This is a genomic window from Priestia sp. P1_B12_1 (genome assembly GCF_056406695.1).
In genome coordinates, this window is sequence record NZ_JBFTZR010000002.1 from 620208 (window position 1) to 644860 (window position 24653).

Here is a 24653-nt window from a genome sequence, read left to right on the forward strand (position 1 = left end):
TTCCTCCTAGTTGCTAATCCCGGTTTGAATAAGGTGAACGCGAGCTTTTACTTCAATATTCATATCCGGATATTGTGCTTTGAATTTTTCACTGTTAAATCCTCGCGTTTTACTTCGAACGTAATCTGTAAAACAAATGGGGTCGATTTTGTGCCGCTGAAGTTTCTTAATAAAGGCATCCCCATCTTTTTCAATATCTTTTTGAAGCGTTTTTTCAACCATTTTAATACTAGCTGGATCTGTTAAATTTATCCATCCGGGAAACTCTTTTACAAGACCGTCGATAGTTAAGTGCGCAACAATACTTGGATGTTGATGATTTCCTTTAATTTCATACTTTGTTTTGGTTCGCAAGTTCTGCAGTATAATTTCGCCTTTACGGTCACTTTCTTTAATTGTTACTGAGTAGCGGCCATGTTTTGTTCCGCTTGTTAGCAGCTTAAATAGAAACGTTTCTTTCATTCCGATGGTTGTAACGACTTTTTGTTTTTTGAAAAGCGCCAGTCCCTTTAATTTAATAGCATCTTTTTGCTGCGTTAAAACAGGAAGATAAGGGTCGCGGTCGTCGCTGAAAAAACTGAATAAAAAAATTTGTAAATTAGTGTTGGGCAAATTTTCTGTTCGGATATTTTGTTCGATCAAATTAGAAATAAACTGATAGTCCTTAATTTTCTTTTTGGTAACGGAGCTCAATAATTCATGTGCGTTGCCATCTGCAATGCTTAATTTAATATTACGTCCAAGGTCTGGATTTCTAGCAATCGTGTTTACTAATTCATCCACGCCATGTGTTGCAAATTCTTTTCCCATGACGATGCTCCTCAGCTGCCCAAAAGCGACCGGAAGAGATGATTTATTGTTTAAGCGAAGTGGAATATCAAATGATGAATTAGCAGTAGCTGCAATAATACTTGGTTCTTCCGTTGGTCCATATTTATAGATAGGGTATAAAATGGTTCCTCTGACTTTATTGCTTTGAGGAATATAATCATATCCTATAGAGTTAACTACTTGAATTTCGTCAATCGTTTCACGGTCTGCACAGCTTGTTAAGAAAGTAAGGCAAGTGCATAAAATAAGTATTTTCTTCATGACGTTTCCCCGCTTTACTCATTATCTAGATTACTTTTTCGTTTAGTCTTATTCGCTTTATTAGGGTTATAGCGAAAGCGTTCTAAAGGACGCAAGTAGCTTGGTCGCTTAGCCGTATGACTATAGGGCAATCGCAGGAAGGTGTCCCTATACTCTGTTGGACGAAACGGAAAAAGCGGAACAAGATAAGGCATGCCCAAAGATTTTAAACGAAGCAAATGAACCAGTAAGAAACAAAAACCAAAGGTAATGCCGACTAAACCGAACGCAGTGGCAAACAAAATAAACGGAAAGCGTAGCAGCCGGATGGTATTAGACATTTTAAAAATAGGCGTTGTAAAAGAAGCTAAAGCTGTCAGTGAAACAATAATAAGCAAAATATTGCTTGTTAACGCCGCTTCGACTGTTGCTTGCCCAATAACAATCCCTCCTACGATTCCCAGTGTTTGCCCTACTTTTGTTGGAAGTCTGGCCCCGGCTTCGCGAAGCAGTTCAATGGTGATTTCTAAAAAAAGTACTTCGATGACCGGTGGAAAAGGAACGTTTGTCCTTGAAAAGATAATAGGCCCCAGAAGATCTTTTGGAAGCATCTCATAATGATACGTAACAATGGCTACATAAAGAGGCGTAGCAAAAATAGAGAAAAAGACGCCAAAAATACGAATAACTCGGAAAAATGACCCTAGAACCCACGGTAAATAGTAGTCTTCAGGTGAAATAAAGAAGTCAAGCAGCGTTGACGGACCTGTAACTGCGTAGGGTGAACCGCTTGAGAAAAAGGCAGCTTGGCCGTTTAACAGACTGAACAAGACCCGGTCGATCCGCTCTGTTGTTAAAAACAGAGGAAACGCCGTAGAAGAATTATCGGAAATTAATTGATCAAGCATTGTACTATCAAAAATGACGTCGAAATCTATATCTTTCAGGCGCTGCGTCATAGTGTCCACGTGCTGAGGGTTCGTTACGCCTTCTAAGTAAACAAGAACGACACGCGTTTTTGATTTATTTCCTACGGTGAGTTCTTTAAAAATAAGGTTTTCGGAAATGACCGTTTTTCTCATTAAATAGAGATTGACATCTAAATCCTCTACAAAACCAATTTTAGGACCAACGACGCTGAACTCATTTTCTGTTTCATTTTCTTTTCGAAACCCTGTATCAAAGCTTTGAACTTTAATAAGAGCTACTAGCTTATCGTCTTTATGTAATTGAAACATTACGTAGCCGCGCAGCATCTTTTCTAAAATTTCTTTTGTATCTTTTGTGACTGAAATATCTTCAATCGGCAGAACATTTTCAACTTCATATATACTGCTTAACGTGAAGTCTAGTTTTTGAAAAGGCTCGAGTATTTTATCTTCAACACTTTGCATGTTTACGAGCTGCTTAAAATAAGTAATGATGTACTTTCGATGCTGCGAACCAATGGCTAATGTTGTGAAATCACTTGATTTTTTAAATTGTTTAATCAGTTCATCCAATGTTTTTTTGGGCTGATCGTCTGCATTCTTTTTTTTAAATAAATGTTTAAACATAACCGTGCCCCTCGCATGACTTTCTATTACTGGTAGTTTGTTCATGTACTTCCTTTTTATTCGACTATTTTTTCTCAAGAAGAAAGGAAGAATATAAAGACAAACTTTACACTCTTTTACAGCAGATAAACAGTGGATTTACGTTTGAATGGTAACTTTAGACATGTTGAAGACAATTAAGTAAAGGAGCGGGTACATTTATATGAAGAAAAAATTAGCAGGTATTACACTGGCAGGAGCAGTAGCATTGGCCTCGTTTGGTGTAGGAAACTCACTTATTCAAACGGAAGCAAAAGTGGAGCATAAGTCAGCTAAGAAGCCTCAAAATGTCATTATGATGGTAATGGACGGGACGAGTTCAAATGCTACTACACTCGCAAGATGGTACAAGGGAAAACCGTTACATATGGATCAGCTGATGGCTGGGGGAGTACGTGCGTATTCGGCAGAATCTGCTATTACAGATTCCGCTCCGGCAGCTACTGCTTTAGCAACAGGAAATAAATCAAATTCAGGTTATGTAGGTGTGCTTCCTTCAGTAGTGAACACACCTGGGGTTAAATCCGTAGAAAAAGAAAATCAATTTCGTCCCGTAGCAAACGTTCTAGAAGGAGCAAAGCTTTCAGGGCGCGCGACAGGAATTGTGGCTACTTCTGAAATCCAGCACGCTACACCAGCTGGTTTTTCAGCCCACAACTATAGCCGTGATGATTTTCAAACGCTAGCGGAGCAGCAAGTGTATCAAAACATTGATGTAGTGCTTGGAGGAGGCAAGCAATCTCTTCTTCCAGGAAAAGAAGAAAAAAGCCGGAAAGACGGTGAAAACTTAGTCGATGTTTTGAATACAAGAGGATATGACTTTGTAGAAAATAAAAAGGAATTAGAGCAGTCACACGCCCAAAAAATCTGGGGGAGCTTCGCCGACCGTGACTTAGCGTATGATATGGACCGACCGCAGACAAAAGCAGAACAGCCAAAGTTGTCCCAGATGACAAATAAAGCAATAACAACACTATCCAAAGATAAAGACGGTTTTTTCTTATTTGTTGAAGGAAGCAAAACGGATTGGGCAGCTCATGCGAATGATCCAGTAGGAATGATTAGCGATGTATTAGCGTTTGATGAGGCAGTAGGCAAAGCAGTAGAGTTCGCTGAAAAAGATGGAAATACGATGGTTATTGCGATTGCTGATCACGGAAACAGCGGTCTTTCAATCGGTAATGCAAATACAACAAAAGGGTACGATACCACACCTGTTTCTGCTTATATTGATCCGTTAAAAAAAGCAAAAATGACGTTAGAAGGTGCTACGTCTAAATTAAAAGAAGATTTATCAAATAAAGAAGAAGTGGCTGCTTTGTATGGTTTGTCCAATCTAACTTCAGAGGAAAAAGCGCAGCTGACTAAAGCAAGAGATAAAAAAGAAATCAGTGCTGCACTATCGAAGTTATTAGCCAACCGAGCAAACCTTGGATTCACAACGGGTGGTCATACGGGTGAGGATGTATTTCTGTATTCGTACGGTGTAAATCGACCAACAGGGCACTTTGATAATACGGATATTGCCAAACATATGGCTAAATCAATGAATATTAACTTAAACAAGTTAACAAATGAATTATTTATTGAGGCAAATAAAGCTTTTAAAGGCTCAAAGGTAGCGGTTGATTCAAAAGACAAAAACAACCCTGTGCTGGTTGTTACAAACAATAAGCGAACGGTGCGTTTCCCAGTAAACAAAAATATTGCTATTGTAAACGGAAAAGAAATTCAAATGGACAGCGTGGTGGTACAGGATAAAAAGAATCGCTTTTTTGTATCGAAACAAGCACAGCAAATTGTAAAAAATGAAAAATAAGAAATGAATACAAAACAGGCCGGGTTATAACTTTAGGCCTGTTTTTTTACAAATAATAGATGGTTAATTAGGTTATGTAGCCTTTATAGAGGAATGAAGCTATTTATTTTACAAATAAATAGCTTTGAACACTTAAAGAAATGGAAAGTCTTCACGTTTAACTATATGTGATTTGTACTATGAAATGGTATAATAATCATAGTTTTAAAAGGAACTAGTTCGGAATACATATGTAAGTTCATACCTTTGTATGCTAGAATTTTTATAATAAAATGAATAAAAAATACATAAATTCTTTTGGCTGAAATCACAAAGTCATGGTTATTAAGGACAATATGTAAGTAATTACCTTGAATAAAAAGTAAAAAATGAATAAAAGTATGGGTGAAAGAGCGTAGAACATGTTTTAATAGTAAGAGAAAACAAAATGATTGAAAAAAGCGTGTCGTCTTTATCGAAAATAGTAAATAAAGATTTTGGCATGCTGATTTACAGATTATAAAAAGGGTATTAAATCATTGTTAGGAAAATAAATGATAATAGATAAACGGTTTTTATGTCTTCTTCTAGAAAACCTACAATTATTGCAATATTCCCCATGAACAATCGTTGTGCGTTCCATTAACGATTAGCGTCCGTGTAGATCATTCATCTCAACATAAAAACACTATAACTATGTGTAGACATGCATAAAACAGAATGGGCAATAGTTCGTACTATACTTTAACATTGTATCCTAGGGGGAGTCAGGATGAACAAAATTAACTTAATTATTGCCGATGATAACGAAGATTCGGTTGAAATTTTAGATTATTTTATAGAACAGCTTCCGGAATTTGAAGTGATTAGCACCTGCAAAGACGGAGAGCAGCTTGTACAGGAAGTGATGGCTAAGAGTCCAGACCTTTTGCTCGTAGACATTAATATGCCTACGATTAACGGTGTAGATGCCATAAAAAAGTGCCTGCGCATTAAGCCGAATTTAAACTTCATTTTTATCACCGGTTATGATGAATTTGCTGTAAAGGCATTTGAGTTGTCAGCACTGGATTACATTGTAAAACCGATTGAAAAAACCAGGCTTTATATGGCGTTAGAGCGGGCAAAAAACTCCATTGGAATTGATAAAAATCAGTCAAAAAAGCCAGGTGAGCAATTAAAAAGACTGCCTGTAAAATTTAATGGTTCTACTTATTACATTCCAATTGATCAAATTATTTTTATCGAGAAATCCGGAAAAAAATGCTTAATTTATACTCAATCACGTGTCTATGAGACATATGAAAATATTAGTGATATCTATATGTATTTGAACCCTTCTGTATTTAGTCAAACACACCGGTCTTATATCGTGAATTTACAGAAAGTTTCGCACATCACACCAAAAAACGAAACATATCTTGTTTATTTCTTAGAAATTGATGAATATGCTCATATCTCAAAATTAAAAATCCAAGACGTTCAAAAACAGCTGCATCAGTTAATGACGAATTAAAAGATGCTGCTGCTTCTAAAATAGCTATGTTGATGAAAGGACGAAGCTTATGTAAGTTTCGTCTCTTTCATGTGTCTGCTTTCGGAATAAATGATCGTAATATAGTTCTTATGAGAAGAGTTAGATAGAAGACGTAACGTTGAATTGAAAGGAAAGAAAATGATTTCAATTACTGGTAACTATAATGAATTTACCGTATTTCTTGCTGTCATTGTAGGGATTCTTGCCTCTTATACAGCACTTGATATTATGAGCAAAATGATAAAAGAGAAGCGGAACAATTATTTGTGGCTTACACTGTCAGCAACTTCAATGGGGCTTGGAGTGGGGGCGATGCACTATATTGCGATGCTTGCTTATTATGTTCCTGTTAGCTTTCATTTTGATCCTGTACTTTCTGTCCTTGCTTTAATAATAGCGATCAGCGGATCATTAGTTGCGTTTTGGACATTCTGGAAATGGCGCACGTCGGTATGGTCAGGGCTTATTTTAGGAAGCAGTATTCTGGGTACGCATTACATTGCAATGGCAGCAATCGAAACAGAAGCACGTATTCATTATGCCGTGCTATCTGTTTTGCTTTCCATCATCATCGCCCTGGTCGTTGCATTTTATGCGATGCACTTGTTTTTTCGTTCGAAAAGCGTGAAAGCTAATCCGTTTCTTAAACTTGTTAGCTCTATTTTGCTGGGTATTGGAATTTCAGCTATGCATTTCATCAGTATGTATGGAATGAAGCTCCATATTGCACATTCAGTTGCTAGAAGGTGGGGCCAGTGGCTGCCGTATCAAGCGCCATTTTCCAATATTATTGCAAGCATCACAATTACACTACTCATTGTCTTCCTGCTCGTTGCTGCTTTTAAGCGGCAGGAAGAAGTGAGGGAAAGTCAATTAAAAGAAGAGTATTATCAATCTCTTTTTAACTACAATCCCAATATTGTGTGTGCGGTTGATTTGTACGGCAATATTCAAACGATTAATCCAAAAGGAACAGAGCTAACAGGATACACGTTGCATCAAATGGAGAAAATTCCGTTTCCTTATATGTTTAGAGAAGCTGAAAGAGCTGAAGAATATATGTGGAAATCTCTGAGCGGAGACTCTGTGTATTATGAGGCAACGCTCATTCGCAAAGATAATCAGCCTGTATACGTTGAAGTAACGCAAATGCCTATTATTGTTCATGGTCAAATTAAAGGCAGTTACGTTATTGCCAAAGATGTGACAGACCGAAAAAAGGCTCAACAGCAGCTGTTGGATTTACAAGAAGATTTAAAACGCACGCTTTCACAGCAAGATGGCGCTATTTTTAAATTTGTGAAAAACGATAAAGGGTATATTCATACCATGTGCGAAGGAAAAATGGTTCGTGAAATGGGATATAAGGAAATAGATGTTGTTGGTAAAACACTTGAAGAATTTTTGCCTGAATCCTACGCGAAAGAAAATAAGAGATACTATGAGAAAGCATGGGCGGGAGAGAAAGTGTCTTATGAAGTACTTATGAACGACTTTGCTTACTATACGAAGTTAATACCTCATATCTACAAAGGAGAAGTACAAGAAGTTATTGGTTCTATAGTAGATATCACTGATCTTCACGAGGCAAGAGAAAAGCTGGCTAAAAGTGAAAGCATGTATCGCTCCGTTCTTTCTACAATGTCAGAAGGTGTGGTGTTTCATGACCTTGAAGGTAACTTAATTGCTGCCAATGCCTACGCTGCTAAAATTCTAAACGTGCCTTACGACCAAATGTTATCGGTTAACCCGTTTGGTTTAGACTGGGAAATTATTCATCCTGACGGTACACCTTTTGCACTGGAAGACATTCCATCTGTTCGATGTCTTGACACAAAAGAGGCTGTGCGAAATACAGTTATGGGTATTTATTTAGATGAGAAAAAGTTGACATGGCTTTCGGTGAATGCTGAACCGCTTCAAGAAAGCAAATATTATAAAGGCGTAGTTGTCACATTTTATGATATTACAAAACAGCAGGAACAAGAACAAGATTTGCTTCATTCTAATCAGCAAATGATTATAGCAAAAGAAGAAGCCGAAAAAGCAAATCAAGCCAAGTCTGAATTTTTATCAAAAGTAAGCCATGAGCTTCGTACGCCGTTAAACAGTATTTTAGGTTATGCACAGATATTGGAAGAGCAAGGGGAAAAAGATTTAACAGAAAAACAATTGAATCGTATACGAAAAATTTTAAAAGCAGGTAATCATCTTCTTTATTTGATAAATGAAACGCTTGATTTATCGAAAATTGAATCAGGTCACTTAGCGATTAATCTTGAACCGGTGTCGGTAAAAGAGGCAATTGAAGACGCCCTTAAAATTATGAAACCACTAGCAAAAAATAAGCATAGTATACTTTATACTCGCTTTCACGCATACCAAGAAGTCTTTGTTGAAGTAGATGAACTTCGGTTTCAGCAGATCTTATTAAATCTGCTTACAAACGCCATTAAATATTCGCCCGCTTATCGTGATATCACTATCTATACTGACATCACTCAGGATCACGTAACTATATCGATTGAAGATAAGGGCTTTGGAATTCCAGCTTCAGAATTAAATCGGATTTTTGAGCCTTTCTACCGTGTAAATAGACTAGAAAAAGACGGAACAGGAATTGGGTTGGCGCTTGTAAAACAGCTTGTTGTATTAATGAATGGAACGTGCGGAGTCCGAAGTGAAGAAGGCAAAGGCAGTACATTTTGGGTGCGTTTTCCCATAGTCCATCCACCTGTTCCTAAACGCTTATCCGATGAAGGAGAAGCCGAGCCGTTTTTAGGTTTTTCCACGCCAATTTCAATTGTGTATATTGAGGATAATGATACAAATATTGAGCTTATGCAATCGATTCTTTCTCCATATAAAAACGTTAAGCTTTTAATTGCTAAAACAGGAGAAAATGGCATCGGGCTAATCAGGTCTATTTCACCGGATATAATCTTAATTGATATTGATCTGCCTGATATGAATGGTTTTGAGGTATGCACACAGCTTCAGCTAGAAAAAGAGTTGAAGCATATTCCCCGAGTCGCCCTGAGTGCAAGCGCGATGCAAACCGATATCGATCAAGCTTTTTTAGTCGGTTTTAGTGAATACGTAACAAAGCCTATTCATCTTGCAACGTTTTTGAATGTATTAAAACGCTTAACAAACGCTTAACAAACGCTTAACAAAAGTTTAGAGGGCTTTTAATTGACTTATTAGTGAACTCTTTGTAAAATAAAAACAACTTAATACATTTACTTCTTAAGGAGTAAAGGGGAGTAGCGTCAGGGAAACCTGAAACAAAGTCGTCATTACATGGAGTATTCCATCGGCTTTGTTGGCATAATGATTATGCTTAGCAAGACCTTTGCCATATTTGGCAAAGGTCTTTTTGTGTTTTATTCCAGTAATGAGGATAAATAAACTTATACAAAGAAACGAGAGGGGATTTTTATGGATGCATCACTTTTGTTAGAGTATGGATGGGTATTGCTAGTGCTGGTTGCATTAGAAGGAATTTTGGCGGCGGATAATGCTCTTGTGATGGCCATTATGGTCAAACATTTACCGGAAGAAAAACGCAAGAAGGCATTATTTTACGGACTAGCCGGTGCCTTTATTTTTAGATTTGGTTCATTGTTCTTGATTTCATTTTTAGTCGACGTATGGCAGCTTCAAGCTATAGGAGCCATTTACTTATTGTTCATTTCCATTAATCATATTGTGAAGCGATATATGAAAAAAGACGATCATGAAAAAGTGAAAGAAGCAGACGGGAAAAAGGGCTCAAGTTTCTGGATGACGGTTTTAAAAGTAGAAATAGCAGACATTGCTTTTGCCGTTGATTCAATTTTGGCTGCTGTAGCTCTTGCCGTTACATTGCCAACAACAAATCTTCCTCAAATTGGCGGACTGGACGGTGGACAGTTCTTGGTGATCTTCGCCGGAGGAATTATGGGATTAATTATTATGCGTTTTGCTGCAACTTGGTTCGTCAAGCTATTAAATACGCGCCCAGGCCTAGAAACGGCGGCTTTTGCTATTGTAGGCTGGGTAGGGGTTAAGTTAGCGGTCTATACCCTTGCTCATCCGGAGTTGGGTATTATTAATGAACATTTCCCTGAATCAAAAGTGTGGAAAATTACGTTTTGGATTGTGTTACTTGCCATAGCAGCTTCAGGCTGGTTTCTATCTAAAAATAAAGAACAAACTGATCTTGAAAGCTCAGAGAAAGAAAAAGAATCGTTAAAAAAAATTGAAAATCAATAATAAAAAAACGCGCTTTCAATGCTAATTGAAGGCGCGTTTTTTATTTTTGAGACAAAATACCTAGTTTGGATTGTTTAGATAAAGGGTAAAAGAACTAACTAATGTTTAATTATTTTATATCCGAATGTTTTGCTTTTTCGTTCATATTCTGTAGAGAACAGAAGCACCCATGAGTAATTCAGTTCAATGAAGTTTATTTCAGTTTATAAACATATATTTCAAATGTATGTTAATTGGTAAAATTGAGCTATTATGGGTTATAATAAAGGGAAATTAAAAGGAGCAGAGCGCTTCTCAACCCTGTTCGTCATCAAAAGAATGGATATTAACATGGTATAAAGCAACTGAGTATAGTAAAAGAGGTGAAGCCAATGCTCACAAAAGTTCAAACGCCTCCATCGCTTGAAACGCTTGTACTGACGATTCAGCAAGGGGATAAACAATTACATAATGAAATGATACAACAGTATAAACCGTTTATTGCTAAAGTTGTTTCAGCTGTATGTAAACGTTATATAAGTGAAGCTGATGATGAATTTAGCATTGGTCTAATTGCATTTAATGAAGCCATTGAAAATTACACAGTCCAAAAAGGACGATCTCTTCTTGCATTTGCCGAACTTATTATTAAAAGAAGAGTAATCGACTATATTCGAAAAGAAAAGAGAAATCAAACGCTGCTCTATAGCCGAATTGAAAATGAAGGTTTTATTCAAGGTAAGGTAGAAAGGGACATATCGCTTTCTAACTATAAAAGGCAAAGTGAAACTTCATATATTCAAGAGGAAATGACTTATTTTTGTCAGGCGTTAGAATTGTTTAAATTAACTCTTGAAGACATTATTAACACGTCTCCTAAACATAAGGATGCAAGGGGAAATGCAGTCGAAGTTGCATCATTTATCGTCAATGAAAAAGAATTAAAAGATAAGCTGTTTTTAAAGCGGCAGCTTCCTATTCGCTTGATTGAAAAACATGTCAAAGTGAGCCGGAAAACAATTGAAAGAAACCGTAAATATATTATCGCGATGGTTATTATATTAGCGGGGGACTACGTATATTTAAAAGACTATATTATGTAAGAAAAAGGCACACGCAGGTGCCTTTTTTTTAGCCATGTTATGAAGTTAAGTTTTATTTTTGTGTGCTGCCGCTTAAGTGAGCTTGAGCTTGTTGCACCAAGCGTTTTGTGATTTCTCCGCCTACTGAACCGTTGCTGCGTGCAGCAGTGTCAGAACCTAGAGTTACCCCAAATTCTTGAGCGATTTCATATTTATATTGATCTAAAAATTGTTCTACGCCTGGTGTTAATAGTTTATTTGTTCTAGCCATGATTAGTCATCTCCTTTTTTAGTGGTACAGCAGTTCACTGCTGTATCTGTATTATTTGTTGTTTCCTATTTTGCATACTGGTAATGGTTTGCAAGAAAGTATAAAAAAGCCCAGCTTCTTTGAAAGCTGGGCTTTTTTATATATTATTTTACAACTGCATATTGCTCAAGAGACTGAGCAAATGACTTTTGAAGAGATTTTACTTGTTCTACGTATGCATCAGATACGTGTTGGAATTCTTGGCGCGTTTTCTTTTGCTCTTCTACTAATTGTGTTACTACTTGATGATATTGTTCTTGAGCTTGCTTTACTAAAGAATAGCTTGATTTGCTTTGGTTAAGAGAAAGCTCTTGTAATTTATTTAATGCTTCATGCGTGCGGTTTGTCCATTCTTCATAAGAATCGGCAACAGCGTTTCCAGCTGTTTTACGTAAGTTTTCAACTGTTTTTTGTTGAAGGTCTTCTAATTCAGCTTTCCATTGTTTGTCTGTTGCTTGAAGCTGTTCAACTGCTTTTGTTACAAATTCTTGCTGTTGCTCAAGTGCTTTTAACGTCCATTGCTCAATTTGTTTGTTTCCGTCTGCAATGTTTTGTAACCCCTTTGTCCATTGTTCCCACATTGCATCAATTACTGTATCATACTTTACTGTTGACATAATCAAATTCCTCCTTGAATAATTTGGTCTGGCGAACAGTTATCGTAATGAACAAAACGTTAAAGAAGAAATTCGTAGTTGTGTGATAAACCTAACATTCCGCGCTCGCTGGTTGACCGTGAAATTTTACATTATATTAGGAAACGCAGATGTACTGCGTGAATCCCTTTAATCGTTTTCTTCCTCTTTTGATTCTTTTGACTTTTTAGAAGAAGAAGAGCTAAAAGGGAACAACATGTCGGTATACATGTGAAAAAATGAATCTAACATGTTTTGATACTGTTCAAGTGAATTAGCCCACATGCTTAAATATTGTTCGCCGGCATCTGTTAATGAATAAATCCGACGTGCAGGGCCTTCAGCTGACGTATCCCATTGCGATGTAATCAAGTTGTCTTTTTCAAGCTGTCTCAGCGTGCGGTAGACATTTCCCTGATCAACTGATGTGAATCCAAAGCTCATTAGTTGCTGAATGAGCTTGTAACCATGTAGATTCCAACCTCTTAAACTTAAAAGAAGAAAAGGAACCATCAAGTTTTTTGGTGCACCGCTAATCGATTTTTCTAAGTTGTTTGAATTAGAGGTGTTATCTTTTTCACTTGATCCCAAGGTAATCACCCCTTCGAAAAAAGAGAATTTGTTTTCCATATGTGTAATTTACACCTAGATGAAAAAATTGTCAACACTTTAAAACAGGTCTTTCAAATACAGGAAAAAAGAACGATTTTTTGGATTTCGACAAAAAGCGTCAAAAAAATTCAAAAATAAACAAAGATTTAGAATTGTTTATTTCGGAAAACGTATTTATAATAGTACATGTAGGTAATTTTTATAACATTTATAATTTGTTGGTAAGTGAATTGTGAAAAGATTTACATTATCCAATAAATAAACGCAAAATTGGTTGCGTTTACTTAGAGCTTCTAATATGTCGCTTGTCACATTAAGTGTCCATATTGAAAGCCATCACTTTTAACGTACACAAGAAAGGAGATGGAGTTTTGGAACAGCAAAAAGTATTTGATCCGTTTCAAGCATGGAAAGACGTATATGACAAAACCGAATCTTACTGGGGTAAAGTTATTGGGGACAATATGAATCGTGAAGAATTTTCCCAGCTCATGGGAAATGTGCTAAATATGAACCTTCAATATCAACAAGCAGTAAATGAAGTAACGGGGCGCTATCTGCACCAAGTAAATGTACCAACAAAAGAAGATGTAGCAAACGTTGCGTCATTAGTCATTAATGTGGAAGAAAAAGTAGAATTATTAGAAGAGCAATTTGACGATCGTTTTGATGAATTAGAAGCACAGCAAGAAAGTGCATCTGCTTTGAAAAAAGATGTCACTAAGCTGAAATCTGATGTCAAATCGTTAGACAAAAAACTCGACAAAGTTTTATCTCTTCTTGAAGGGCAGCAAAAAACACAAGACGAGTTAAAAGAAACTATTCAAAAACAAATTAAAACTCAAGGTGAGCAGCTTCAGGCTCAGCTGTTAGAAAAACAAGAAAAATTAGCTGAAAAGCCAAAGGCAGAAGCTAAATCTGAAGCAAAACCGTCAAACGCTCAAAAAACTGAGCAGCCAGCTCGCAAGTAAGGTATAGGGGATTTTATAACAACATTAACTGCTGTATTTACAGTAAAAATCATAGCTGAAGAAGCAAGGGGGAAATTTTTCATGACAACATTACAAGGTAAAGTAGCAATCGTAACAGGCGGATCTAAAGGTATCGGGGCAGCAATTACACGTGAGCTTGCTTCTAATGGAGTAAAAGTAGCAGTAAACTATAACAGCAGTAAAGAATCTGCAGAAGCAATTGTCAAAGAAATTAAAGACAACGGCGGAGAAGCTATTGCGGTTCAAGCTGATGTGTCTTATGTAGATCAAGCAAAACACCTAATCGAAGAAACAAAAGCTGCGTTTGGTCAATTAGACATTCTAGTAAACAATGCTGGAATTACGCGCGACCGTTCATTCAAGAAGTTAGGTGAAGAAGATTGGAAAAAAGTAATTGATGTAAACTTACATAGCGTATACAACACAACATCAGCTGCGCTAACGCACCTTTTAGAATCTGAAGGTGGTCGTGTTATCAATATTTCATCAATTATTGGTCAAGCGGGCGGATTTGGTCAAACAAACTACTCAGCTGCTAAAGCAGGTATGCTAGGATTCACTAAATCATTAGCTCTTGAACTAGCTAAGTCAGGCGTAACAGTTAATGCAATTTGCCCAGGATTTATTGAAACGGAAATGGTAATGGCAATGCCGGAAGAAGTTCGTGCAAAAGTTGTAGCAAAAATCCCAACTCGTCGCTTAGGCCACGCTGAAGAAATTGCACGCGGAGTGGTTTACTTAGCAAAAGACGGCGCGTACATTACAGGACAACAGTTAAACATTAACGGCGGCTTATACATGTAATAGATGCTGGCCCTGACTTTTGTCGGGGCTGTGCTTGTTAACTAACTACTAATGAAATGAAAGGGTGTGTATATTCGTGGCAATTCCTTACGTGCAAGAGTGGGAAAAATTAATTAAATCAATGCCAAGTGAATATAAAAGTTCTGCAAGACGTTTTAAGCGTGCATATGAAATTATGACAACAGAAGCAGAACCGGAAGTTGGATTAACACCAAAAGAGGTTATTTGGAAAAAGAACAAAGCGAAATTATACCGCTATACGCCAGTAAAAGATAACCTGCATAAAACACCAATATTACTCGTATATGCATTGATCAATAAACCATATATTTTAGATTTAACGCCTGGAAACAGCCTTGTTGAATACTTATTAAACCGCGGTTTTGACGTGTATTTACTTGACTGGGGAACTCCGGGGCTTGAAGACAGCAATATGAAGCTAGATGATTATATTGTGGATTATATTCCAAAAGCGGCGAAAAAGGTGCTGCGCACTTCTAAATCTCCTGAGTTGTCTGTTCTTGGTTACTGCATGGGCGGAACTATGACATCTATTTTTGCTGCATTAAATGAAGACTTGCCGATTAAAAACTTAATTTTTATGACAAGTCCATTTGATTTTTCGGATACAGGTTTATACGGGGCATTCCTAGACGATCGCTACTTTAATTTAGATAAAGCAGTAGATACATTTGGAAATATCCCTCCAGAGATGATTGACTTTGGAAACAAGATGTTAAAACCAATCACGAATTTCTACGGTCCATATGTAACGTTGGTGGATCGTTCGGAAAATCAGCGTTTTGTTGAAAGCTGGAAGCTCATGCAAAAGTGGGTTGCTGACGGCATCCCATTTGCTGGTGAAGCTTATCGTCAGTGGATTCGTGATTTCTATCAACAAAACAAATTAATCAATGGTGAACTTGAAGTTCGCGGACGCAAAGTAGATTTGAAAAATATTAAAGCTAATATTTTAAACATTGCTGCTAGCCGTGATCATATTGCGATGCCGCATCAAGTGGCAGCTTTAATGGACGCTGTTTCAAGTGAAGATAAAGAGTATAAATTGTTGCAAACAGGTCACGTATCTGTTGTATTTGGTCCAAAAGCAGTGAAGGAAACATATCCTTCAATCGGCGATTGGCTAGAAAAACGCTCTAAATAAAATAAAGACGAGGCTGGACAAAAGTATTTTAGCCGACGTGAAAAACGAACCACTGAGATTAGTGGTTCGTTTTTTTGTTATGGTAAACGTAGGTTTCAAATATATAGTTGCTTCTAGCTGTTGATTGGAGAGCAAGGCGAAGACTCCTGCGGGAAAAGCGGAACAGGTGAGACCCCGCAGGAGTGTCAGCGACGAGGAGGCTCACGGGCCACCCGCGGAAAGCGAAGTCTTGCACGGAAGTCAACAGCGGTGTCACAAGCGGTTCAGCACATGTATCCCATTTGTTCGTCTTTAGATTGGATTCATTTAATTATGTCTCAACCTCGTTTTTTTTTGTAAACAGACAATATTGATTGACGGTTCTTTATGCGGGCTGCTGGAATGTATGATATCTAATGACAAGTGAGGTGACTTCTTTTATACTAATGTAGTCACCTTCTTGAACATGGGATTTTTTACATGGATATTGCGATCCGTGTAACAATGAGTATGCTTTGGGAAGAAAGAAGAAAACTATTAGTATTATAACAAAAAAGGAATGTCAGATTATGCCGCAACCATGGAAACGACGAGTAAGGCAGATGTCTTCAGCTCAAATTATTGTTACATTTTACATAGTGGCTGTTACGCTTGGATTTCTATTACTTAGTATTCCAGAAGCTTTAAAGCCGGGAGTGAAGTTAGCATTTATTGATCGCTTATTTATTGCCGTCAGTGCGGTAAGTGTAACAGGGCTGACACCTGTCTCTACTCCGGATACATTTAGTACGACGGGCTATTTTTTACTCGCTTTTATTTTTCAAATCGGTGGTATTGGTGTAATGACACTCAGTACATTTATTTGGATGATTTTGGGTAAAAAAATCGGTTTAAAGGAACGTCAGCTCATTATGACGGACCATAACCAATCCCGCTTATCAGGGTTAGTTGACTTGATGAGAAATATTTTATTTATTATTTTTGCCATTGAACTAGTTGGCGCCATTATTTTAGGATTACATTTTCTCCGTTATTATTCGAGCTGGACAGATGCGTTTCTGCATGGTTTCTTTGCTTCTGTCAGCGCTACAACAAATGCTGGCTTCGATATTACAGGATCTTCATTTATTCCGTATGCCCATGATTATTTTGTACAAGTGGTAACCGTTATTTTAATTACGCTTGGAGCGATTGGATTCCCTGTATTAATTGAAATTAAGCACTATTTTTTAACATTTAAAGATAAGCGTAAATTTCAGTTTTCGCTATTTACGAAGCTAACGACTATTATGTTTTTTCTGCTGTTAGCAGGGGGGACAATCTTGATTCTTGTGCTAGAGCATTCAGGATTTTTAGCAGATAAGTCTTGGGATGAATCGTTTTTTTATGCGTTTTTCCAATCCGCTGCTACAAGGAGCGGAGGAGTAGCGACCATGAATATTAATGAGTTTTCGCTTCCCACGTTAATTATGATGAGCGCGATGATGTTTATCGGGGCTTCACCGAGCTCAGTAGGTGGAGGAATTCGTACGACGACGTTTGCATTAAATATTCTTTTCCTGTTTTATTACGTAAGAGGAAATAAGACGATTAAAATTTTTCGCCGCGAAATTCATGAAGATGACATTATTAAATCAGTAGCTGTATCGATGTTAGCGGTAATCATTTGCTCGATTTCTCTTCTTATTTTAAGTATTACAGAACATTTTTCTCTCATTGAGCTTATTTTTGAAGTGTGTTCAGCTTTTGGGACAACAGGTTTATCAATGGGAATTACAGGAGGGCTTTCTGATATCGGTAAATGCGTTATTATGATTTTAATGTTTATTGGCCGAATCGGCATGTTTTCATTTATTTTAATGCTTCGCCGTCCAACGTCTGGACCGGATTATCACTATCCGAAAGAACGTATTATTATTGGATAAAAGAGGCTGAGGTAAAAATATGTTAGTTGAAGAAGAATCCGAACGAGCTTAATTCTTAATCAAGCTCGTTCGGATTTTTTTATGATGGTAAACATAGGTCTCATATGTTTAGCTGCTTCCAGCTGTTGATTGGAGGGCAAGACGAAGACTCCTGCGGGAAAAGCGGTTCAGATGAACTCATGTATCCCATTTGTTTGTCTTTAGATTAAAGTAATTTCGTTATGTTTCAACCGCTTTTTTACAGCTTTTTCTGCTTATATTGCGCATCAGAAAGTGCATTCTAAGAAAAGGAAGTTCAATGGACTTCCAAGCATAGGAGGGATATATGATGGCAAAGCGTAAAGTAGGGTACAAATCAGCACTGACTAACAATAATACACCAAAAGAGAGCCTTTCAGATGCAGAATTTGCTGCTGAATATGCTGGCGGCGAGGAGCCGGCTAAAGGCGCGAATCGTAATTCGAAAAAAGGAAAGCAAGGTAAGTAACGATGAGCAAACATAAACAAAATAATAAGCATATAGCAAGCACCGAAGCAAAGCAAAAGCAATTACTGCAAGAAGAGTTCGGAGCGGAAATGGGCGATCCTAACGCAGCTAAAATATATGAATCCTTAGGAAAGACAAAGTCTGATAAAGAGCAAAAAAAGAAAAAAGAATGTTAAAGAAAAAAACCTCGGATATCCGAGGTTTTAGCTTACAACTGGAAGGCCAAATGCCTCTACAGGTGCTGAATAAAGTTTTGTATCATTTGCTTTTTGATCATAATAAGCAAGAAGAACAGATGGTTGTTCATTTATTTTTCCCGTTTGTTTATAATACATATAGTCAAATGGCAGAATCTCTAAAACAGTGTGCTTGTATAATTCTTTTTCAGCGAGCTGTTCAGCTTCAAAAGCCTGTCCCATAATAGAAGGGTTAGCAAGCATTTGCTGATAGTAATGAGAGCGGACTTGTTTTTCTACTTTATCGTCCCACCAAGGTTTACGAGGCTTATGCTTTTGGTTTTGTAAATAATCAATTTTCATAAACCCTTCAATCATTTCTTCATTTGAAAAATTCTCTGTTTCAATATACTGTCTAAGGCGTCTGAATAAATCTTCAAGCTGATGGCCGATTCGAACCCAGCCCATTTCATCCCAATACGTCCCGAAGTTTTGGAAGAAATCAAAAGGTGTATCATAGCAGTGCTCTACTAAAAACTCTATTGTTTCATCCATTCGATGGTCATTCCAAAACTTTTCTAAAATATCTTCTACATGTTTAATACGTACGACATCTGAAAATGGCAAGACGTTATTGCTTAAAATTTCATAAGGCGACTGATCCATGTATTGATAATTATAGCGAGGCGCACTTAAGCGTAAGCCGGTGCCGCGAAGCATTTTCAAAAAGCCTAGCTGAAGCTCTTCAGGGCGAAGTGCAAATACATCATTAAACGTATTCTTAAATGAGTTATAATCTTCGTCTGGCAGTCCCGCGATTAAGTCTAAATGCTGATCGATCTTTCCGCCTTCTTTTACCATTGTTACGGTACGCGTTAATTTTTTAAAGTTTTGTTTGCGTTTGACTAGTTCATTGACAGCATCATTTGTAGATTGAACGCCAATTTCAAAGCGGAATAATCCTTTTGGCGCATGATCGTTTAAGAACTGAATAACTTCTGGGCGCATAATATCGGCAGTAATCTCAAATTGAAATACGGTGCCTTCACGGTGTTCATCAATTAAAAATTGGAACATTTCCATGGCGTAGCTGCGGCTGATGTTGAACGTGCGGTCTACGAACTTAATTGTGCGGGCTCCGTTATCCATTAAATAGCGAATATCCTCTTTTACCTTTTCTCTATCGAAATAACGAACGCCTACTTCAATAGAAGAAAGACAGAACTGACAGCTAAACGGACAGCCGCGGCTCGTTTCAATATACACAACGCGTTTTGAAAGTTCTTGGCGGTCTTCTTCAAAACGGAAAGGAGAAGGCATTTCGCGCAGATCAATTTTATTGCGCTGCGGGTTTACAACTGGTTTTCCTTCTTTTCGGAAAGCCACGCCGCTTACGTTTTCAAACTGACGCTCTCCGTGAAGTTCGTCCAACAGCTGCTTAAATGTTTCTTCTCCTTCACCGATCGCGATAAAGTCAGCTTCAGGAATACGCTCTAGCCAGTGAGTTACATCATAGGTTACTTCTGGTCCACCGAATATAATGATGAGCTCGGGATTGATCTTTTTAAGCATTTGGGCCACTTTAATCGTTTCTTCAATATTCCAAATGTAACAGCTGAAACCAATAATATCTGGGTTGCGTTTATATAAATCCGTGACAATGTTCATAGCAGGATCTTTAATCGTATATTCGGCCATATCCACTTTATAGTCAGGCTCTGCATAGGCTTTTAAACATCGAAGGGCTAAAGAAGTATGGATATACTTCGCATTCAATGTACTGACAACAATGTTCATTCAAAAAGCTCCTTTTAACTCGTAATATGAAATCAATTTACTATTTTAGCACATTTGAGAAATAAAGTATAAATACCTTGCTACTTTTGTTGTGGAGGGGAAAGGATTTCGGTAAAATGTAACAGAAACGTAAAAGAAGAAAGAGTCTCGGTTAATGTAAACCTTGGTGAACGAAAAAAATGAGGTGGAAAACGTGGAATATAAGCGAATTAAGCCAAAAAAAATATACGAAGAAGTAGCTGAAACGCTTCTTGAGAATATAAAAGAAGGCAGTTTAAAGCCTGGTGACCGTTTGGATTCAGTGCAGCAGCTGGCGGAAAACTTTCAGGTAGGGCGCTCAGCTATTCGTGAAGCTCTTAGCGCTTTGCGGGCGATGGGGCTGCTCGAGATGAAGCAGGGAGAAGGCACCTTTGTACGCGAATTTAACTCCGATATGCTGTCTTTGCCTGTAACTAGCGCTGTATTAATGAATAAAAATGATATTGAACATTTGCTTGAAGTGAGAAAAGTATTAGAAATTGGGGCTGTTCGAGCGGCAGCTCAAAAGCGAACGGATGCGGATCTTAACCAGCTGTCCGATAGCCTGGAACAAATGAAAGGAGCGTTTGGCAATGAAGAGCTGGGAGAGAAAGCAGATTTTGCTTTTCATTTAGCCATTGCCAAAGCATCCCAAAACCCTCTTTTAGTGAAGCTTATGAATAACGTATCAGAAATGATGATTGAAACGATGAAAGAGACAAGACGCATCTGGCTTTATGCAGAAGAAAAAACGGCTGAACGGATTTATAAAGAGCATCAGCAAATTTATGAAGCTATTCTTTCTCAGCATGCAGAAGACGCTCAGCATTTTATGATGAGTCATCTTGATAATGTTGAACACGTGTTAATGAAATACATACCAGAAGAAAAATAATGCCATTTCAGGTAGAAAAGTGTGCACCAAATAACAGAAAAACTAAAATTCAAGCACCTTCCGATAATTTATGCTTGCTCTATTGTGAAAAGATTTACATAATAGAAACTAGGATTGTCAAATGGAGGGTTACAAAGTATGAAAAAGCAATATAGAGATGATAGTTTAGCTTTGCATACAGATTTATATGAACTGAATATGGCACATACGTATTTTAAAGACCATATTCATAAACGCCGTTCTGTATTCGAAGCTTACTTTCGTCGGATGCCGTTTGAAAGCGGTTATGCTGTGTTTGCCGGGCTAGAAAGAGTAATTGATTTTATTGCTAATTTTAGGTTTAGCGAAACGGACTTAGATTATTTATATGAAGAATTGCATTATGAAGCGGAGTTTATCGACTATTTAAAGCAAGTTCGCTTTAGCGGTAATGTTCGTTCGGTTGTAGAAGGCGAAATGATTTTTGCTAACGAACCGATGCTGCAAATTGACGCTCCTTTAGCGGAAGCGCAGCTTATTGAAACGCCGCTTTTAAATATTTTAAATTTCCATCCGCTGATTGCGACAAAAGCATCGCGTATTCGCCTAGCCGCGGGAGAAGATAATTTATATGAGCATACGGGTACGAATCAGCTTATGGAATTTGGCTCAAGAAGAGCACACGAGATGGACGCTGCATTTTACGGAGCGAGAGCTGCTTATATTGGAGGCTTTGATGCAACCAGTAATGTCAGAGCGGGGAAAGTATTTGGAATTCCTGTATCCGGCACTCACGCTCATGCGCTTGTTCAAGTCTATCGTGATGAGTACAGCGCGTTTAAAAAGTATGCGGAATCACACCGTAACTGTATCTTTTTAGTAGACACATATAATACGTTAAAATCAGGTATTCCCAATGCTATTAAAGTAGCAAATGAAATGGGAGATCGCATTAATTTTATCGGTATTCGATTAGATAGCGGAAGACTTCCATATCTTTCTCAAGAGGCAAGAAAAATGCTTGATGAAGCTGGCTATCATGATGTGAAAATTTTTGCTTCGAATGATCTCGATGAGTACAGCATTCTAGATTTGAAAGCGCAAGGTGCCAAAATTGATGGATGGGGAGTTGGAACAAAGCTCATGACGTCCTTTGATCAGCCTGCGCTAGGAGCGGTGTACAAGCTGGTTTCGATTGAAGATGATCATGGAAACATGGTGGATACGATTAAACTGTCAGAAAATCCAGAGAAAATTTCCACTCCTGGTTTAAAAGAAGTATACCGAATTGTAAACCAAGTGAACCACAAATGGGAAGGCGATTATATTACGATGCAAGACGAAGTGCCGAACGAAGAGCAGCACTTAAAAATGTTTCATCCGATTCATACGCACGTCAGCAAGTTTGTCACGAACTTTAACGCACGTAAAATTCACCAGCCAATCTTTGCGCAGGGAAAGCTTGTGTACGAGCAGCCTACAATTGAAGAAATGAGAGCCTACTGCTTACAAAACTTAAAGCATCTATGGGATGACTACAAAGTCATTACAAAATCGAACGAAGATGTATTCCGTCCTACAGAGTATCCGGTAGACTTGAGTACAAACTGCTGGGATAACAAAATGCAAAATATTGAAGAGACTAGAAGCAAGTTACTATCTGATACCGTACTTGTGTAGATTCCGTCAGCTAGTAATGAGAGGAGAGTTTTTTTATGAAAGAGCTACAAAAGCAAATTATTGAAGAAATGCACGTCCAAAAAGAAATTAATCCCGTGGAAGAAATTCGCCGCAGCGTTGATTTTCTGAAATCCTACATGAACAAATATCCTTTTTTACGTTCGTTTGTACTAGGTATTTCCGGCGGCCAAGATTCTACGTTAACTGGAAAGCTGGCGCAGCTAGCGGTTAATGAGTTGAACGAAGAGGCCGGAGAAGAGCGCTATCAGTTTATTGCTGTTCGTCTTCCATACGGTGTGCAAGCAGATGAAGCAGACTGTCAAGATGCCCTTGCTTTTATTCAACCAACAAAATCTATTTCTATTAACGTAAAACCAGCAGTAGATGCGATGCTTTCTGCTGTTGAAGAAGCGGCAGATGATAAAGTTTCCGACTTCAACAAAGGAAATGTAAAAGCACGTGAACGAATGATTGCGCAATATACGGTAGCGGGCATGTACAGTGGAGTCGTACTCGGAACGGATCACTCTGCTGAAGCTGTTACAGGATTTTATACAAAATTCGGTGACGGAGGAGCTGACTTAGTACCTATCTTCCGTCTGAACAAGCGACAAGGAAAACAAATGCTAAAAGAATTAGGCTGTCCCGAGCATCTATATATGAAAAAACCAACGGCTGATTTGGAAGAAGATCGTCCACAGCTTCCGGATGAAGAAGCGCTTGGCGTAACGTATGAGCAAATCGACGATTATTTAGAAGGCAAAGATGTAGGTGAACATGCAAGTCACGTCATTGAAGGTCACTTCTTAAAAACGCAGCATAAACGCCAATTGCCAATCACAGTATTTGATGATTTTTGGAAATAAATAAGTAAGAAGCTAAGACAAACGTAGTTTTTAGTTGAAGGAAGATCTGACCGGTGAAGATTCTTGATAGAGAATCTTCACCGGTCGGATTTTTTTAATGACATGGCAAACGTAGGTTTCACGTATCTCAATTTCTTATTTTCTATGAAAAAAGATAGCAAACAAAGAAAGGTATTTTTGAAAAACTAGTGAAATTAGAAAAACATAGGAGTATAATAGCATTAAGTCATCTGATGACCTGTTAACTAAAAGAAGTAAAATGATCAGCTTGGAGGGAGCAAATGATGAAAGTATCTTTATTTGCCACATGTTTGATTGATATGTTTCAAACAAATGTAGGAAAAGCGACGGTAGAATTGTTAGAACGATTAGGATGCGAAGTGGATTTTCCAAAGAGTCAAGTTTGCTGCGGACAGCCTGCATATAACAGCGGTTATGTAAAAGAATCAAAAGAAGCGATGAAAAACATGATAAAAGCGTTTCAGCATGCAGAGTACGTTGTATCTCCGTCTGGCTCGTGTGTGACAATGTTCAAAGAGTATCCCCATCTTTTTGAAAGTGATGCTGCATGGCATGAATCTGCCGTGAAACTTGCTGATAAAACGTATGAGCTAACGGATTTTATTGTAAACGTTTTAAAAGTGGAAGATGTAGGCGCCAGCTTAAATGGTAAAGCCACTTATCATTCTTCTTGTCATATGACGCGTTTGCTAAACGTAAAAAAAGAACCTTTTACACTATTAAACAATGTAAAGGGGCTTGAAATGGAAAACCTTGAAAACAGTCATAACTGCTGCGGATTCGGCGGGACGTTTTCGGTTAAAATGGGGCAAATCTCTGAACAAATGGTCGATGAAAAAGTGGGCTGTATAGCTAAGACAAACGCAGAGTACTTAATTGGAGCCGACTGCGGCTGTCTTATGAATATTGGAGGAAGAATTGAACGAAAAGGACAGCCTGTAAAAGTGATGCATATCGCTGAAGTATTAAATAGCAGAATGTAAAGAAGGGAGA

Annotated in this window: 22 protein-coding genes and 1 riboswitch; of the genes, 16 read left to right on the plus strand and 6 right to left on the minus strand. The window is 37.8% G+C overall.

Annotated features, from left to right (window positions below; all coding sequences use genetic code 11):
* Positions 1 to 6 precede the first annotated feature (6 nt).
* Positions 7 to 1092, minus strand: a complete 1086-nt coding sequence (locus AC1D0Y_RS08615) for a Ger(x)C family spore germination protein (RefSeq protein WP_060746698.1) — start codon at positions 1090 to 1092, stop codon at positions 7 to 9.
* A gap of 14 nt (positions 1093 to 1106) precedes the next feature.
* Positions 1107 to 2627 (minus strand): spore germination protein, encoded by a 1521-nt coding sequence (locus AC1D0Y_RS08620; RefSeq protein ID WP_477707505.1) that lies wholly within the window; start codon positions 2625 to 2627, stop codon positions 1107 to 1109.
* Between the two features lie 202 nt (positions 2628 to 2829).
* On the opposite strand from AC1D0Y_RS08620, the gene AC1D0Y_RS08625 reads away from it, so the two are divergent.
* The 5 genes from AC1D0Y_RS08625 to sigI all read left to right on the plus strand — a co-directional run bounded on the left by AC1D0Y_RS08625 (position 2830) and on the right by sigI (position 11340).
* Positions 2830 to 4485: an alkaline phosphatase gene (locus tag AC1D0Y_RS08625; protein ID WP_477707506.1), complete on the plus strand. Its 1656-nt coding sequence runs from the start codon at positions 2830 to 2832 to the stop codon at positions 4483 to 4485.
* Positions 4486 to 5236: 751 nt separating this feature from the next.
* Positions 5237 to 5980, plus strand: coding sequence for a LytR/AlgR family response regulator transcription factor (locus tag AC1D0Y_RS08630; protein ID WP_028407869.1), 744 nt, complete (start codon positions 5237 to 5239; stop codon positions 5978 to 5980).
* A gap of 159 nt (positions 5981 to 6139) precedes the next feature.
* The gene (locus AC1D0Y_RS08635) at positions 6140 to 9163 is read left to right on the plus strand and encodes a PAS domain S-box protein (RefSeq protein WP_477707507.1); all 3024 of its coding nucleotides are present in this window, start codon (positions 6140 to 6142) and stop codon (positions 9161 to 9163) included.
* Between the two features lie 87 nt (positions 9164 to 9250).
* A riboswitch (yybP-ykoY riboswitch) is annotated at positions 9251 to 9346 on the plus strand.
* A gap of 96 nt (positions 9347 to 9442) precedes the next feature.
* Positions 9443 to 10258 (plus strand): TerC family protein, encoded by an 816-nt coding sequence (locus AC1D0Y_RS08640; protein WP_028407871.1) that lies wholly within the window; start codon positions 9443 to 9445, stop codon positions 10256 to 10258.
* Positions 10259 to 10629: 371 nt separating this feature from the next.
* A complete protein-coding gene (gene sigI / locus AC1D0Y_RS08645) occupies positions 10630 to 11340 on the plus strand; it encodes an RNA polymerase sigma factor SigI (protein WP_477707508.1) in 711 nt (236 codons plus the stop codon).
* A gap of 52 nt (positions 11341 to 11392) precedes the next feature.
* Here the strand turns inward: sigI and AC1D0Y_RS08650 are convergent, their stop codons facing one another.
* From AC1D0Y_RS08650 to phaQ, 3 genes are all read right to left on the minus strand, one after another.
* A complete protein-coding gene (locus tag AC1D0Y_RS08650; RefSeq protein ID WP_013055933.1) occupies positions 11393 to 11590 on the minus strand; it encodes an alpha/beta-type small acid-soluble spore protein in 198 nt (65 codons plus the stop codon).
* A 143-nt stretch (positions 11591 to 11733) separates the two neighbouring features.
* Entirely contained in the window at positions 11734 to 12246 is a 513-nt protein-coding gene (gene phaP / locus AC1D0Y_RS08655) for a polyhydroxyalkanoic acid inclusion protein PhaP (RefSeq protein ID WP_014461097.1), read from the minus strand.
* Positions 12247 to 12414: 168 nt separating this feature from the next.
* The gene (gene phaQ, locus AC1D0Y_RS08660; protein WP_013082201.1) at positions 12415 to 12894 is read right to left on the minus strand and encodes a poly-beta-hydroxybutyrate-responsive repressor; all 480 of its coding nucleotides are present in this window, start codon (positions 12892 to 12894) and stop codon (positions 12415 to 12417) included.
* A 353-nt stretch (positions 12895 to 13247) separates the two neighbouring features.
* On the opposite strand from phaQ, the gene phaR reads away from it, so the two are divergent.
* From phaR to AC1D0Y_RS08695, 7 genes are all read left to right on the plus strand, one after another.
* A complete protein-coding gene (phaR, locus tag AC1D0Y_RS08665; protein ID WP_013055937.1) occupies positions 13248 to 13847 on the plus strand; it encodes a polyhydroxyalkanoic acid synthase subunit PhaR in 600 nt (199 codons plus the stop codon).
* 81 nt (positions 13848 to 13928) lie between these two features.
* On the plus strand, positions 13929 to 14672 hold the full coding sequence (gene phbB / locus AC1D0Y_RS08670) for an acetoacetyl-CoA reductase (protein WP_014461095.1): 744 nt from the start codon (positions 13929 to 13931) through the stop codon (positions 14670 to 14672).
* 76 nt (positions 14673 to 14748) lie between these two features.
* Entirely contained in the window at positions 14749 to 15837 is a 1089-nt protein-coding gene (locus AC1D0Y_RS08675; protein WP_028407874.1) for a class III poly(R)-hydroxyalkanoic acid synthase subunit PhaC, read from the plus strand.
* A gap of 120 nt (positions 15838 to 15957) precedes the next feature.
* Complete coding sequence (locus tag AC1D0Y_RS08680) at positions 15958 to 16176, plus strand: hypothetical protein (protein ID WP_081085292.1); 219 nt, start codon at positions 15958 to 15960, stop codon at positions 16174 to 16176.
* Positions 16177 to 16361: 185 nt separating this feature from the next.
* The gene (locus AC1D0Y_RS08685) at positions 16362 to 17741 is read left to right on the plus strand and encodes a TrkH family potassium uptake protein (protein ID WP_255256020.1); all 1380 of its coding nucleotides are present in this window, start codon (positions 16362 to 16364) and stop codon (positions 17739 to 17741) included.
* Positions 17742 to 18069: 328 nt separating this feature from the next.
* On the plus strand, positions 18070 to 18228 hold the full coding sequence (locus AC1D0Y_RS08690) for a hypothetical protein (protein ID WP_025749458.1): 159 nt from the start codon (positions 18070 to 18072) through the stop codon (positions 18226 to 18228).
* A gap of 2 nt (positions 18229 to 18230) precedes the next feature.
* Entirely contained in the window at positions 18231 to 18404 is a 174-nt protein-coding gene (locus AC1D0Y_RS08695) for a thiamine pyrophosphate-dependent enzyme (protein WP_013055943.1), read from the plus strand.
* 27 nt (positions 18405 to 18431) lie between these two features.
* Here AC1D0Y_RS08695 and AC1D0Y_RS08700 read toward each other — a convergent pair whose 3' ends face one another.
* The gene (locus AC1D0Y_RS08700; RefSeq protein WP_060746702.1) at positions 18432 to 20201 is read right to left on the minus strand and encodes a B12-binding domain-containing radical SAM protein; all 1770 of its coding nucleotides are present in this window, start codon (positions 20199 to 20201) and stop codon (positions 18432 to 18434) included.
* A 193-nt stretch (positions 20202 to 20394) separates the two neighbouring features.
* On the opposite strand from AC1D0Y_RS08700, the gene AC1D0Y_RS08705 reads away from it, so the two are divergent.
* The 4 genes from AC1D0Y_RS08705 to AC1D0Y_RS08720 all read left to right on the plus strand — a co-directional run bounded on the left by AC1D0Y_RS08705 (position 20395) and on the right by AC1D0Y_RS08720 (position 24643).
* Positions 20395 to 21114, plus strand: coding sequence for a FadR/GntR family transcriptional regulator (locus AC1D0Y_RS08705; RefSeq protein WP_014461089.1), 720 nt, complete (start codon positions 20395 to 20397; stop codon positions 21112 to 21114).
* Between the two features lie 138 nt (positions 21115 to 21252).
* Positions 21253 to 22773, plus strand: coding sequence for a nicotinate phosphoribosyltransferase (locus AC1D0Y_RS08710; RefSeq protein ID WP_060746703.1), 1521 nt, complete (start codon positions 21253 to 21255; stop codon positions 22771 to 22773).
* 35 nt (positions 22774 to 22808) lie between these two features.
* Positions 22809 to 23639 (plus strand): ammonia-dependent NAD(+) synthetase, encoded by an 831-nt coding sequence (gene nadE, locus AC1D0Y_RS08715; RefSeq protein ID WP_060746704.1) that lies wholly within the window; start codon positions 22809 to 22811, stop codon positions 23637 to 23639.
* Between the two features lie 284 nt (positions 23640 to 23923).
* Positions 23924 to 24643 carry a (Fe-S)-binding protein gene (locus AC1D0Y_RS08720; protein ID WP_028407881.1) on the plus strand — a complete coding sequence of 240 codons (720 nt, stop codon included), beginning with the start codon at positions 23924 to 23926 and terminating at the stop codon, positions 24641 to 24643.
* Positions 24644 to 24653 lie beyond the last annotated feature (10 nt).